This is a genomic window from Aeromicrobium sp. Leaf350, from assembly GCF_916858655.1.
GTDB lineage: Bacteria > Actinomycetota > Actinomycetes > Propionibacteriales > Nocardioidaceae > Aeromicrobium.
The window spans coordinates 662,247-674,968 of sequence record NZ_CAKASL010000001.1 but is presented as its reverse complement, the minus strand read 5'-3'; the positions used below and the strand labels follow the sequence as shown (position 1 = coordinate 674,968).

General features: G+C 72.6%; 14 protein-coding genes. 10 read left to right on the top strand and 4 right to left on the bottom strand.

The genetic code is table 11. From position 1 onward, the window contains the following. Window positions 1–3: 3 nt before the first annotated feature. The 4 genes from LO931_RS03360 to LO931_RS03345 are packed head-to-tail and all read right to left on the bottom strand — an operon-like array spanning window position 4 to window position 3,326. Window positions 4–861, bottom strand: coding sequence for a biotin-dependent carboxyltransferase family protein (locus LO931_RS03360; protein ID WP_229051807.1), 858 nt, complete (start codon window positions 859–861; stop codon window positions 4–6). Further along, the gene (locus LO931_RS03355; RefSeq protein WP_229051806.1) at window positions 858–1,451 is read right to left on the bottom strand and encodes an allophanate hydrolase subunit 1; all 594 of its coding nucleotides are present in this window, start codon (window positions 1,449–1,451) and stop codon (window positions 858–860) included. Before LO931_RS03355 ends, LO931_RS03360 begins: the two co-directional genes overlap by 4 nt. Next, window positions 1,448–2,137, bottom strand: a complete 690-nt coding sequence (locus LO931_RS03350) for a LamB/YcsF family protein (RefSeq protein WP_229051805.1) — start codon at window positions 2,135–2,137, stop codon at window positions 1,448–1,450. The genes LO931_RS03355 and LO931_RS03350 overlap by 4 nt, the downstream gene beginning before the upstream one ends. Window positions 2,138–2,165: 28 nt before the next feature. Then, window positions 2,166–3,326: a class I SAM-dependent methyltransferase gene (locus LO931_RS03345; RefSeq protein WP_229051804.1), complete on the bottom strand. Its 1,161-nt coding sequence runs from the start codon at window positions 3,324–3,326 to the stop codon at window positions 2,166–2,168. A 383-nt stretch (window positions 3,327–3,709) separates the two neighbouring features. Here LO931_RS03345 and groES point away from each other — a divergent pair, with 383 nt between their 5' ends. The 10 genes from groES to LO931_RS03295 all read left to right on the top strand — a co-directional run bounded on the left by groES (window position 3,710) and on the right by LO931_RS03295 (window position 12,687). Further along, window positions 3,710–4,000 (top strand): co-chaperone GroES, encoded by a 291-nt coding sequence (gene groES / locus LO931_RS03340; RefSeq protein ID WP_229051803.1) that lies wholly within the window; start codon window positions 3,710–3,712, stop codon window positions 3,998–4,000. A 117-nt stretch (window positions 4,001–4,117) separates the two neighbouring features. Next, window positions 4,118–5,722, top strand: a complete 1,605-nt coding sequence (groL, locus tag LO931_RS03335) for a chaperonin GroEL (protein ID WP_229051802.1) — start codon at window positions 4,118–4,120, stop codon at window positions 5,720–5,722. Between the two features lie 145 nt (window positions 5,723–5,867). Next, window positions 5,868–6,863 carry an ABC transporter substrate-binding protein gene (locus LO931_RS03330; protein WP_229051801.1) on the top strand — a complete coding sequence of 332 codons (996 nt, stop codon included), beginning with the start codon at window positions 5,868–5,870 and terminating at the stop codon, window positions 6,861–6,863. Window positions 6,864–6,866: 3 nt separating this feature from the next. Then, window positions 6,867–7,583 carry a hypothetical protein gene (locus LO931_RS03325; protein WP_229051800.1) on the top strand — a complete coding sequence of 239 codons (717 nt, stop codon included), beginning with the start codon at window positions 6,867–6,869 and terminating at the stop codon, window positions 7,581–7,583. A 201-nt stretch (window positions 7,584–7,784) separates the two neighbouring features. Then, window positions 7,785–9,293 carry an IMP dehydrogenase gene (gene guaB, locus LO931_RS03320; protein WP_229051799.1) on the top strand — a complete coding sequence of 503 codons (1,509 nt, stop codon included), beginning with the start codon at window positions 7,785–7,787 and terminating at the stop codon, window positions 9,291–9,293. A 15-nt stretch (window positions 9,294–9,308) separates the two neighbouring features. Next, on the top strand, window positions 9,309–9,812 hold the full coding sequence (locus tag LO931_RS03315; RefSeq protein WP_229051798.1) for a hypothetical protein: 504 nt from the start codon (window positions 9,309–9,311) through the stop codon (window positions 9,810–9,812). A 127-nt stretch (window positions 9,813–9,939) separates the two neighbouring features. After that, complete coding sequence (locus LO931_RS03310; protein WP_229051797.1) at window positions 9,940–11,046, top strand: GuaB3 family IMP dehydrogenase-related protein; 1,107 nt, start codon at window positions 9,940–9,942, stop codon at window positions 11,044–11,046. After that, window positions 11,043–11,507, top strand: a complete 465-nt coding sequence (locus tag LO931_RS03305; RefSeq protein ID WP_229051796.1) for a GNAT family N-acetyltransferase — start codon at window positions 11,043–11,045, stop codon at window positions 11,505–11,507. Before LO931_RS03310 ends, LO931_RS03305 begins: the two co-directional genes overlap by 4 nt. Further along, the gene (locus LO931_RS03300; RefSeq protein ID WP_229051795.1) at window positions 11,504–12,274 is read left to right on the top strand and encodes a carbon-nitrogen hydrolase family protein; all 771 of its coding nucleotides are present in this window, start codon (window positions 11,504–11,506) and stop codon (window positions 12,272–12,274) included. The genes LO931_RS03305 and LO931_RS03300 overlap by 4 nt, the downstream gene beginning before the upstream one ends. After that, the gene (locus LO931_RS03295; RefSeq protein ID WP_229051794.1) at window positions 12,271–12,687 is read left to right on the top strand and encodes a hypothetical protein; all 417 of its coding nucleotides are present in this window, start codon (window positions 12,271–12,273) and stop codon (window positions 12,685–12,687) included. Before LO931_RS03300 ends, LO931_RS03295 begins: the two co-directional genes overlap by 4 nt. Window positions 12,688–12,722: the final 35 nt, after the last annotated feature.

Genomic DNA, 12,722 nt, shown 5'->3' with positions numbered 1-12,722 from the left:
CCCTCACGGGGCGGGGTGGCGCCGGAACCGCACGCGGCGCCCGGGCGCGGCCTGGGCGAGGAGGTCGGTGTCGGCGTCGACCACGACCCCGATGACGGGGTAGCCGCCGGTGACGGGGTGGTCGGGTCCGAGCACGACGGGGAGGCCGGCGGTCGTGACCTGCACGGAGCCACGCACCACGGGCTCCGACTCGAGCTCGCCGGCCACCGCTCGCTCGAGCGACGGACCGTCCAGCCGCACGCCGATGCGGTCGCTGCGGGGCGAGACGGTCCATCCGGTGCCGAGCAGCATCGAGACGGCCTCGGGGGTGAACCAGTCGTCGCGGGGCCCCAGGACGAGGCGCACCGTGAGGTCGCCGACGCCGAGCACGCCGGTCTCGATGCGGGTGGTGACCGGGTGTCCGGTGCGCAGGCCGACCGGGAGCAGCGTGCCGACGGTCACCGGGGCGGGGCCGAGCCCCGAGAGCGTGTCGGTGGCCCGCGAGCCCAGGACCGGATCGGGCGTCAGCCCGCCCGCGACGGCCAGCACGCGTCGCACCCCGAGGGCCGGGGGTCCGACCGTCAGCTCGTCGCCGTCCTGCAGGAGCAGGACCTGACCCGTGTCGACCGGGATGCCCTCGCACTGCACGGGCCCGGGTGCGCCGGTGACGGCGACGGCCGTGGCGCGGGTGGCCCGCACGGTCACTGAGCCCACGACCTCCAGCACGGCGGCGTCCGGCGGGTTGCCCAGCAGGACGTTCGCCTGACGGGCGGCGTTGCGGTCGAAGCTGCCGGACGGCGTGACCCCGAGACCCGTGCGTCCGGGCCGACCGGTGTCCTGCACGAGGGCCGAGCCGGTCAGGGCCGTGACGCGCAGGCTCATGCGGCGCCTCGCAGCACGGACTCGAACCTGACGAGGGCTCCAGGCAGGAGGAGGGCCGGAGGATCGCGCTCGAGGTCCCACAACGGCACGTCGGTGCTGCCGACGAGCTGCCAGCCGCCGGGGGACTCGCGGGGATAGACGCCGGAGTACGGGCCGGCGAGGCCGACCGCGCCGACCGGCACCCGAGGTCGAGGGCTGTCGCGCCGCGGCACGTGGAGCCGCGGGTCGCCGCCCGTGAGGTAGGCGAACCCGGGGGCGAAACCGGTGAACGCGACGGTCCAGGGCGTGGCGGTGTGCGCGTCGACGACCTCGTCGACCGTGAGCCCCGTGAGGCGCGCGACCTCCCCCAGGTCGGGGCCGTCGTAGGTGACCGGCACGACGACCTCCGAGGTCGAGCGGCCGGCGGCCTCGCCCGGGGTCGCGGCGCCGACGAGCCGGCGCACGTCGGCGGGCGCGCCGCGCACCAATACGGTGCGAGCACCGAGAGTGACGTCGGCCTCGGGCTCCAGCGCCGCGAACCAGGCCTGGGCCTCGGCGGCGTCGTCACAGTCGAGCAGGACCGCCCGGTCGCCCGAGGGACGCAGCCTCACGCGAAGGCCTGCACCGTGAGCCCGGCCTGCTGCAGCCCGTCGCGCACGGCGTGCGCGAGCGCGAGGGCGTCGGGGGTGTCGCCGTGGACGCACAGCGAGTCGACGTGCGACGACAGCCGGACGGCCTGCGCAACGGCGGTGGCGACGTCGACGTGCACGGCGCCGGGCTCCGAGCGGGGGACCAGCGTGCCGTCGGCGCGGTAGGCGCGGTCGGCGAAACCCTCGACCACCACGGGGAGCCCCTCCTCGGTCGCGATGCGCAGCGAGGCGGCGTCGGGCAGCCCGAGCAGCGGGATGCCGTACGGCGCGACGGCCTCCACGACGGCCCGCGCCTGGCGCTCGTCGGCGACGACGGTGTTGTAGAGCGCACCGTGCGGCTTGACGTAGGCGACGCGAGCGCCGGCCGCGTCGGCGATCTCGGCCAGGAGGTCGATCTGCTCACGCAGCGTCTCGACCAGCTCGTCGTCGCTCGGGTCCATCGCGCGCCGGCCGAAGCCCTCCGGGTCCGGGTAGCCGACCTGGGCGCCGATCACGACACCGCGCTCGACGGCGCGGGTGCAGGCCTCGACCATGAGCTCGACCCCGCCGGCGTAGGCGCCGCAGCACACGTTGGCGCTGGTGACGACGTCGAGCAGGGCGAGGTCGTCGGGGCTCTCGGCGACGTCCGCGTTCAGGTCGACCTGCATGCGCCCAGCCTAGGGGCGCGGTCGGACGTCAGCCCCGCAACGGTTCGACGAGGAAGGCCCGGCCCGCCCCGTCGACGCGGGTCATCACGACGGTCGCGCTGTGCGGGCCCGTGAGGCGGAGTCGCTTCACGAGCTCCTCGGGCACGACCTGCACGCCGCGCTTCTTGACCGTGAGCGTGCCGATGCGGCGTTGCTGGAGGGCGGCCTTGAGCTGCTTCTCGCGAAACGGCAGCTCGTCGACGACACGGAACCGCCGGCCGAGCGGTGTGACGTCGCCGCGGTCGGCGGTGACGTAGGCGATGTGGGGGTCGAGCAGCCAGCCCCCGAGCTCGGCGGCCAGCTCGGCGACGACTCCGGCGCGGATGACAGCGTCGTCCGGCTCGTAGAGGTAGGCGCCGACGGGGCCGACGTGGGCGGGCTCGTCGCGCAGCGACAGCGTGGCCCCCGACGGGAGCAGGGTGGCCCGGCGGCGGGTGCGGGCGAACGCGGTGCCCCACAGGCAGCACTCGACCAGGTCGCCGCCGTCGCTGACCCACTCGGCCTCGACGGCCGCGGGGACGTCACCGTGGGCGAGGCCGGGCATGACCTTGGCGACCGCGCGCCCGCGCAGCAGCTCGCGGACCCACGACCACGGCGGCTGGAGGTCGGCGGTGCCGAAGACGCGGCCGCGGCCGGTGCGGCGGGCCGGGTCGACGAAGGCCGTCTCGTCGGGGCCGATCGTCGCCGTGGTGGCGTCGCCGGTCTCGACGCCGCCCTCGAGCCCGAGCGCCCGCAGGTTGGCGTTCGCGATCGCTGCGCGGACGGGGTCCTGCTCGACGCCCCGCACCCGGAGGCCGGCCCGCGCGAAGGCCACGAGGTCGGCGCCGATGCCGCACCCGAGGTCGACGACGCTCGTCGCCCCGGCCTCCGCGAGACGCCGCGCGCGGTGGTCGGCGACGCGGCGGCGGGTGGCCTGCTCGAGCGCGTCGTGCGTGAAGTAGAGGTGGGCGGCGTCGTCGCCGAGCTTCGTGGCCGCCTTGCCGCGCAGGTGGTTCTGGGTCACCGCGGCGGCCACCAGGTCGCCGGGGTGCGTCTTGCGGAGCCGGGTGCCGAGGCCCAGGTCCGACTCGATCCCGGCTCGTTCGGTGACCTCGGCCAGCAGCTCCTGCCCCTGGGGCGCGAGCAACCGCTCGAACGTCTCCAGGTCCATCCCCGAACCCTATCGGTGGGCCGCGCCCAGATGTGCTCCTCAATCCACCATCTGCCGCCAGAGAAACAGTGGATTCGGGAGCACATCTGGGGAACGCGGTCGGATGGGGGCTGCGGCGACCACCGGTTGGTGACCACGGCGAGGAGCGCAGCGACGAGAAGCGCCCAGGGCGAGGGCGCCCCGCGCCCGAGCCCGACCGAGTGCGAAGCGAAGCGAGCACGTGGCGCTGGCACTCGCGTTCCCTGAGTGCCAGCGATCTGCTAACGTCGGAACTGGCACTCTCCAGGTGAGATTGCCAGCCGCGCACGGCACCCGCGACGACGTGTGCAGCACCCAGATGTCACCCACAGACTCCACTCTCAGAACGAAGGGGAGGTCGACCAGTGTCGACTATCAAGCCGCTCGAGGACCGTCTCATCATCAAGACGAGCGAGGCCGAGCAGACCACCGCGTCCGGTCTCGTCATCCCGGACACCGCCAAGGAGAAGCCGCAGGAGGGTGAGGTCGTGGCCGTGGGCCCCGGTCGCATCGACGACAACGGCAACCGCGTCCCGCTCGACGTCTCCGTCGGCGACAAGATCATCTTCAGCAAGTACGGCGGAACCGAGGTCAAGCACGCCGGTCAGGACTACCTGATCCTCTCGGCGCGCGACGTCCTCGCCGTCATCTCCTGATGCGCTGACGCCCCGGCCCGCCCCCCACGTCCGTGGGCGGGCGCCGGGGCGCTCGCATCTCCCCACCTTTTCCTCTCCCAGCTCTGCTCATTCTTCACTCCGTGAAAGGTGCACACCATGCCCAAGATCCTGGAGTTCGACGAGAACGCCCGCCGCTCGCTCGAGCGTGGCGTCGACAAGCTCGCCGACACCGTCAAGGTCACCCTCGGCCCCAAGGGCCGTTACGTCGTGCTCGACAAGAAGTGGGGCGCCCCCACGATCACCAACGACGGCGTCACCGTCGCGCGTGAGATCGAGCTCGACGACCCCTTCGAGAACCTCGGCGCCCAGCTCGCCAAGGAGGTCGCCACCAAGACGAACGACGTCGCCGGTGACGGCACCACGACCGCCACGGTGCTGGCCCAGGCCATGGTCCACGAGGGCCTGCGTGCCGTGGCCGCCGGCGCCAACCCGGTCGGCCTCAAGAAGGGCATCGAGGCGGCCGTGGCGGCCGTCGTCGAGAAGCTCCACGAGACCGCTCGCGCCGTCGACGACGTCAAGGACATGACGGCCGTCGCCACGGTCTCGAGCCGCGACGCCCACATCGGCGAGCTCATCGCCGAGGCCTTCGACAAGGTCGGCAAGGACGGCGTCATCACGGTCGAGGAGTCCAACACCCTCGGCACGCAGCTCGACTTCACCGAGGGCATGCAGTTCGACAAGGGCTACCTGAGCCCCTACATGGTCACCGACACCGAGCGCATGGAAGCCGTGCTCGACGACCCGTTCGTGCTGCTGCACAGCGGCAAGATCTCGTCCGTCTCGGACCTGCTCCCGCTGCTCGAGAAGGTCATCGCCGCCGGCAAGACCCTGTTCGTCATCGCCGAGGACATCGAGGGCGAGGCGCTCAGCACGCTCGTCGTCAACAAGATCCGCGGCACGTTCACCTCGGTCGCGGTCAAGGCCCCGGCCTTCGGTGACCGTCGCAAGGCGATCCTGCAGGACATCGCGACGCTCACGGGCGCCACGGTCGTCACGCCGGACGTCGGCCTCAAGCTCGACTCGGTCGGCCTCGACGTGCTGGGCACCGCCCGCCGCATCGTCGTGACCAAGGACGACACCACGATCGTCGAGGGTGGCGGCGACGCCGCCGAGGTCAGCGGCCGCGTGTCGCAGATCAAGTCCGAGATCGACCTGACCGACTCCGACTGGGACAAGGAGAAGCTCCAGGAGCGTCTCGCGAAGCTCGCCGGCGGCGTCTGCGTGATCCAGGTCGGCGCGGCCACCGAGGTCGAGCTCAAGGAGAAGAAGCACCGCATCGAGGACGCCGTCTCGGCGACCCGCGCGGCGATCGAGGAGGGCATCGTCCCCGGTGGCGGCTCCGCGCTCGTCCACGCTGTCGCGGTGCTCGAGGGCGACCTCGGCCTGACGGGCGACGAGGCCTTCGGCGTCCGCATCGTCCGCAAGGGCGCCGACGCCCCGCTGGAGTGGATCGCCCGCAACGGCGGTGCCGCCGGCGAGGTCGTCGTGAGCAAGGTCCGCGAGTCGGGCCAGGGCTACAACGGCGCCACGGGCGAGTACGGCGACCTGCTCGCGCAGGGCATCCTCGACCCGGTCAAGGTCACGCGCTCCGCGCTGGCCAACGCCGCGTCGATCACCGCGATGCTGCTGACGACCGAGACGCTCGTCGCCGAGAAGCCGGCCGAGGAGGCGGAGGACGCGCACGCTGGCCACAGCCACTGACGCGTCACCGCTCCACGACGAACGGCCCGTCCCCCTCTCCTCGGAGGAGGGGGCGGGCCGTTCGCCGTGCCTGGCGCGCTCGATGTGACGAGTTCGACCAGCCTGCTTAGGCATACCTAAGCGTGGACAGGGTAACCTTCCCAACATGAAGACTCGTTCCATCGTCGGCGGCATCGTCGGCGCTCTCCTCCTCCTGCCCCTGGCCGCGTGCGGCTCCGACTCCGACTCCGGTGACGGCGACGGCAACGTCGACAAGACCGACGGCATCGACGTCGAGCTCGCCGACGGCGGCCCCGAGCGCATCGTCGCGCAGAGCACCGTCGCCGCCGCGCTGACCCAGCTCGGCCTCGGCGACCGCATCGTCGGCACCTTTGGCCCGCTCAACGGCCCCGACGGCGGCGTCGACAGCCAGGCCAACGGCCTGGACCCCGCGACGGTCACCGACGTGACCGGCGCCGGCGACTACGGCGACATCGACGAGGAGAAGGTCGCCGAGCTCGACCCCGACCTCGTCATCACCTCGAGCTACCTCGAGGGCGACTACTGGTACATGGCCAAGAACATCCACGACAGCCTCGCGAAGCGCTACGACATCGTCGCCGTCAGCTACGTGGACCTGAGCCTGACCGACCAGATCGACGCCGTCGAGGAGCTCGCGGGCGAGCTCGGCGCCGACCTGGAGAGCACCGAGGTCACCGAGGGCAAGGCCGCCTTCGAGGCCGCCGCCGCCACGGCCACGACGCTGGGCGAGCAGCTCACCGCCGCCGGCAAGACCGTCGTCGCCGTCTCGGGCACGACCGACTCGTACTACGTCTCGAACCCGGCCGTCTCGGCCGACCTGAACTACTGGGTCGAGACCCTCGGCCTGCCGATCGTCGTCCCGGACAACCCGGACCCGCAGGGCTACTTCGAGACCCTCAGCTGGGAGGAGTCGGACAAGTACAACGCCGACCTCGCGCTGTACGACGACCGCCAGGGCGACGCCGGGCTCGCGGGCCTGAAGGCCCAGCCGGTCTTCGCGACGATCACCGCCGCGCAGAACGACGCCTTCACCCCCTGGACGTCGGTCTACCCGCCGACCTACCAGGAGGCGGCGACGCTCCTGACCCGGTTCACGACCGCCGCGCAGGGACTGCTCTGACCCATGGTGCGCACGCCCGGCTTCCTTGCCGACCAGGTCATGAAGTCGGCGCACGCCGCCACCCTCGTGAGTCGTCGCGACCTCGGGCACGGGCTCCTCGAGCTCGTGCTCGGGTCCGACGACTTCCGGGGGGCCACGTTCGTCCCCGGTGACTCGACCGCGTTCCGCACCGGGCGCACCGAGTTCCGGCACTACACCCCGGCCCGGCTCGACGCCGAGCGCGGCGAGATGTCGATCATCGTGCACAAGCACGGCAGCGGGCCGGGCGAGGAGCTCATCCTCGGCTGGTCCGACGGAGACCCGGTGGCCGTGTGCCAGTGGGGCTCCAAGAAGAACTTCCGCTGGGAGGACGGTTCCACCCCGGTCATGGTCGTCGGCGATGCCACCGTCATCAGCCTGGTCATGGCCTTCGGCGACCGGTGCGCCGCCGAGGGGCGTCCGTTCTCGGCCCTGCTCGAGGTCGAGCCGGGCGACGTCGAGGCCACGCTCGGGCTGGTCCCCGGCACCACCGTCGTGGCGCGCGACGGCGCCCACGGGCTGGAGGCCGAGGCCTGGCTGCAGCGTCACGCCGGCGAGATCGACTCCACGACGACGGTCTACCTGGCCGGCCACGGACAGTCGATCCAGCGCCAGCGGCGGGTGCTGCTGGACCTCACGCCGATCGACCGTCGGGGCATCCGCACCCAGCCCTACTGGGCTGACGGCAAGACCGGCCTCTGAGCCGGCGGGTCCGCGGGTTCCCACGAGACCGTCGGAATCTTCGTGGGTGAACCCAGGAATCCCGCGTCGCGCACACGAAGTTTCGTGCGCGCGACGCGGGATTCGAGCGGTCTCGTGGGAAACCGGGCGGGCGGGGGCGGGGAGCCCGAGATCACGCTCGCCCTGGCGGGAGCCGCTCGCGGGCGCGCGTACCATGGCTCCATGAGCGGTGGCATCCCCGACAAGTTCCAGACGCTGGGCCTCACCTACGACGACGTCCTGCTGCTGCCGGGCGAGACCGACGTGATCCCCAGCGAGGTCGACACCACGGCGCGCCTGACGCGTGAGCTGTCGCTGCGCATCCCGCTGCTGTCCAGCGCGATGGACACCGTCACGGAGGCCCGCATGGCCATCGCGATGGCGCGCGAGGGCGGCATCGGCATCCTGCACCGCAACCTCTCGATCGAGGACCAGGCGTACCAGGTCGACCTGGTCAAGCGCACCCAGACGGGCATGATCCCGAACCCCATCACGATCGGCATCAAGGCCACGCTCGAGGACCTCGACGCCAAGTGCGGCGAGTACCGCGTCTCCGGCCTCCCGGTCGTCGACGAGGACGGCACGCTGCTCGGCATCATCACCAACCGTGACCTGCGCTTCACGCCCGTGGCGGAGTGGGGCACCACGCACGTCGGCGACGTCATGACGCCCATGCCGCTGTTCACGGGTCAGGTCGGCATCACCCGCGACGAGGCCCAGTCGCTGCTGCGTCAGCACAAGCGCGAGCGCCTGCCGATCATCGACGACGAGGGCAAGCTCGCCGGCCTCATCACGGTCAAGGACTTCGTGAAGTCCGAGCAGTTCCCGCTCGCCAGCAACGACTCCTCGGGCCGCCTCATGGTCGGTGCCGCGGTGGGCTTCTTCGGCGACTCCTGGGAGCGCGCCAACCAGCTGCGCGAGGCCGGCGTCGACGTGCTCGTGGTCGACACCGCGCACGGCCACGCGCGCCTCCTGCTCGACATGATCCGACGCCTGAAGGCCGACCGCGCCTTCGACGACGTGCAGATCATCGGCGGCAACGTCGCCACCCGCGAGGGCGCCCAGGCGCTCGTCGACGCGGGCGTCGACGCCGTCAAGGTCGGCGTGGGCCCGGGCTCGATCTGCACCACGCGCGTCGTCGCCGGCGTCGGCGTCCCGCAGATCACGGCGGTCTACGAGGCCTCGCTCGCCGCCGCTCCGGCCGGCGTGCCGGTCATTGCCGACGGCGGCCTGCAGTACTCCGGTGACATCGCCAAGGCACTCGTCGCCGGCGCCGACACCGTGATGGTCGGCTCGCTGCTCGCGGGCTGCGAGGAGTCGCCGGGCGACCTCGTGTTCGTCAACGGCAAGCAGTTCAAGACGTACCGCGGCATGGGCTCGATCGGCGCCATGGCCTCGCGCGGCAAGAAGTCGTACTCCAAGGACCGCTACTTCCAGGCCGACGTCGTCAGCGACGACAAGATCGTGCCCGAGGGCATCGAGGGCCAGGTCGCGTACCGGGGCCCGCTCGGCGCGGTCGCCCACCAGCTCGTGGGTGGTCTGCACCAGTCGATGTTCTACGTCGGTGCCCGCACGATCGAGGACCTGCAGACCAAGGGCCGCTTCGTCCGCATCACCTCGGCCGGGCTCAAGGAGTCGCACCCCCACGACATCCAGATGACCGTCGAGGCCCCGAACTACGCCGGTCGCTGAGGGCGGGCCGGGCGCGTGCTCGGTGACCGCTGGGGCGTCAGTGACGCCGAGACCCGCCTGACCTACGGATGCGACGCGTTCGTGCTCGATCCGACGCTGCAGGCCTGGCGCGGGGTGAGCGTGGCGGCGACGCCGGCCGTCGTGTGGTCGTGGGTCACGCAGATCCGCCTGGCGCCGTACTCGTACGACTGGATCGACAACCTCGGCCGGCGGTCGCCTCGCGTGCGCTCGGACCTGCCCGAGCCGGCCGTCGGCGACCCGTTCACCGCCACGGCGGGGCGCAGCGTCGGTCGGGTCCTGGCCGCCGAGCCGGGGCGGGAGCTCACCGCGTCGATCCTCGGTGTCGCGATGTCCTACCTCGTCGCGCCGCAGCAGGACGGCTCGACGCGGTTGCTGCTGAAGCTCGCCGGCAACCCACCCCGCGGCACCGCGACCGCGGTGTGCCTGGGCGACCTGCCGATGGCCCGCCGCCAGCTGCTGAACCTGAAGGAGCTCGCGGAGACCACGCCTGCTGGTTGAGGTGCCCCTTTCGAGGCTCGTTCCTCGCACCTCAAGGGGCGGGGAGCGGCTCGTTCCTCGCACCTCAGGGGGCGAGGCTCGCACCGCAGGGCGCGGGGTCGGGACAGCGCGCCGATAGGGTGGGCGCATGGCTGATCTCGACATCGGAGCCGCGAAGCGCGGCCGCCGGGCGTACTCCTTCGACGACATCGCGATCGTGCCGAGCCGGCGCACGCGCGACCCGGAGGAGGTCTCGACCGCCTGGCAGATCGACGCCTACCGCTTCGACCTGCCGGTGCTGGCGGCGCCGATGGACTCGGTCATGAGCCCGGCGACGGCCATCGCGCTGGGCCGCTTCGGTGGCCTCGGCGTGCTCGACCTCGAGGGCCTGTGGACCCGCTACGACGACCCGGAGCCGCTCCTGGCCGAGATCGCGAGCCTCGACCCGGTGGCCGCGAACGCACGGATGCAGGAGATCTACGCCGAGCCGATCAAGCCCGAGCTCATCGTGAGTCGTCTGCAGGAGGTCCGGGAGGCCGGCGTCACGGTCGCCGCCGCCCTCTCGCCGCAGCGCACCAAGCAGTTCGCCGACGTCGTGGTCCAGGCCGGCGTCGACATCTTCGTCATCCGCGGCACGACGGTCTCCGCCGAGCACGTCTCGGGCCAGACCGAGCCGCTGAACCTCAAGCAGTTCATCTACGAGCTCGACGTCCCCGTGATCGTCGGCGGCTGCGCGACCTACCAGGCCGCCCTCCACCTGATGCGCACCGGCGCGGCGGGGGTGCTCGTCGGCTTCGGCGGCGGCGCCGCCCACACGACGCGGTCGGTCCTCGGGCTCGCGGTGCCCATGGCCTCGGCCGTCGCCGACGTCGCGGCGGCCCGTCGCGACTACCTCGACGAGTCCGGCGGACGCTACGTGCACGTCATCGCCGACGGCTCGATCGGCCGCAGCGGCGACATCGCCAAGGCGGTCGCCTGTGGCGCCGACGCGATCATGATCGGCTCGCCGCTGGCCCGGGCCCACGAGGCGCCCGGACGTGGCTACCACTGGGGCGCCGAGGCCTGGCACGCCGAGCTGCCGCGCGGCGAGCGCGTCGAGTTCGGCACCGTCGGCTCGCTGGAGTCCGTGCTCTTCGGCCCCTCGACCGTCCCGGACGGCACGATGAACCTCATCGGTGCGCTCAAGCGGGCCATGGCGACCACGGGCTACACCGAGCTCAAGGAGTTCCAGCGGGTCGAGGTCGTCGTCGGGTGAGGCCCGTCGCGGTCCGCGAGGTCGCGACCGACCACGACGACGTCGTGCGGCTGCGCGCCGACATGGCTGCCGAGATGGCGGCCCTCTACGGAGCGGCCCGGCACGACGCCGCAGCGGAGCGGCTCGACCCCGACTCGTTCCTCGTCACGCTCCTGCTGACGCAGGGCGACCTGGCGCTCGGGACGGGAGCACTGCGTCGTCTCGGTGACGACGTCGAGGCGAAGCGGATGTTCGTGCCACCCGCCGGTCGCGGTCGTGGGCTCGGTCGCGTGCTGCTGGACGAGCTCGAGCAGCGCGCCCGGGAGGCGGGGGCGTCCCGGATGCTCCTGCACACGGGGCAGCGGCAGGAGTCGGCCCTCGCGCTGTACCGCCGCAGCGGGTACGACGAGGTGGCGGTGTTCGAGCCGTACCTCTCGGTCCCGGAGTCGGTCTGCTTCGCGAAGCGCCTGAGCGCGTCGTGAAGGTCGCGGTGGCGCAGCTGGCGTCGGTCGCGGGCGACGTCGAGGCCAACGTCGCCACCGCGGTCGAGGCAGTCGCGCGGGCCGAGGGCGCCGAGCTGCTGGTGCTGCCCGAGCTCTTCCTCACCGGCTACACGTTGCCACCGCCGGTCATCGAGGCCGACGACCCGCGTCTCCTGCCCCTGCAGGACGCGGCGGTCGCCGGCGGCACGCTCGTGCTGGCGGGCGCCGCGATCGCGGGCCGTGGCGCGCCCACCCTCAGCACGCTGGCGTTCGGCGGTGCCGAGGTGCAGCGGGTGTACGACAAGCAGCACCTGTCCGGCGGCGAGCAGGACTGCTTCGCGCCAGGGGAGTCGGGCACCGTCCTCGACCTCTCGTCCGCTCCCGTCGGCCTCGCGACCTGCTACGACACCAGCTTCCCCGAGCACGGCCGAGCGGCGGCCGACGCCGGCGCGCTCGTGTACGCCGCCTCGATCGCGTTCTTCGCCGGCAGCGAGCACCGCCGCGACCTCTACACGCGGGCCCGAGCGCTCGACAACGGGTTCTTCGTGGCCGTCGGAGCCCTGGTGGGGGAGTGCGGAGGTGCCGAGTTCTGCGGCGGGGCCGCGATCCACGACCCGGAGGGTCGCACGCTGGCCGCCGTGCCGGACGGTGTCGCCGGTGTCGCGGTCGCCGACCTGGACCTCGGTCTCGTCGCGACGACCAGGGGACTTCACCCCATGCTGTCCGAGAGACGCGAGCTCGGCACGGTGCGACGATCGAGGGTGTGAGCCACCCGCACCCTGCGCCGTTCGGCGGTCCGCACCCGCAGCACGCTCCGCCGCGGGTGTCGCCGGCCACGCACCCGGTCGACATGGTGCTGTCGGTGTTCGGGTGGGTCGTGCTGGCTGCGGGGAGCGGCTTCCTCCTGGTCTTCTCGCCGTTCGCCCTGCTGGTCGGCCTGGCCTGCGGTCCGAGCCACACCGACCCGCCCATCTGCACCGAGTCCGGCACGACCGCCTACGTCGTCACGGTCCTGGCCTGCCTGGCGGCCCTGGTCCTGGCGTGCACCGTCTCGCTGGTGGGCCTGATCGTCGCCCTGGCCCGGGGCGCGAGGGCGTGGCCGTGGGTCCTCGCCGGCCACGTGGTCGCGGCGCTGGCCACCCTGGCGGTGGTCGTGGTCGCGGCGGTCGTCACCTCCTGACGCATCGCCGCAGGTCAGACGGGCTCGGTCGCACG

What these genes read in the sequence shown, in the direction of transcription:
- LO931_RS03360 (WP_229051807.1), bottom strand. Translation starts at nt 861, where the DNA reads ATGAGCCTGCGCGTCACGGCCCTGACCGGCTCGGCCCTCGTGCAGGAC.
- LO931_RS03350 (WP_229051805.1), bottom strand. Translation starts at nt 2,137, where the DNA reads ATGCAGGTCGACCTGAACGCGGACGTCGCCGAGAGCCCCGACGACCTC.
- LO931_RS03345 (WP_229051804.1), bottom strand. Translation starts at nt 3,326, where the DNA reads ATGGACCTGGAGACGTTCGAGCGGTTGCTCGCGCCCCAGGGGCAGGAG.
- groL (WP_229051802.1), top strand. Translation starts at nt 4,118, where the DNA reads ATGCCCAAGATCCTGGAGTTCGACGAGAACGCCCGCCGCTCGCTCGAG.
- LO931_RS03330 (WP_229051801.1), top strand. Translation starts at nt 5,868, where the DNA reads ATGAAGACTCGTTCCATCGTCGGCGGCATCGTCGGCGCTCTCCTCCTC.
- LO931_RS03325 (WP_229051800.1), top strand. Translation starts at nt 6,867, where the DNA reads ATGGTGCGCACGCCCGGCTTCCTTGCCGACCAGGTCATGAAGTCGGCG.
- guaB (WP_229051799.1), top strand. Translation starts at nt 7,785, where the DNA reads ATGAGCGGTGGCATCCCCGACAAGTTCCAGACGCTGGGCCTCACCTAC.
- LO931_RS03310 (WP_229051797.1), top strand. Translation starts at nt 9,940, where the DNA reads ATGGCTGATCTCGACATCGGAGCCGCGAAGCGCGGCCGCCGGGCGTAC.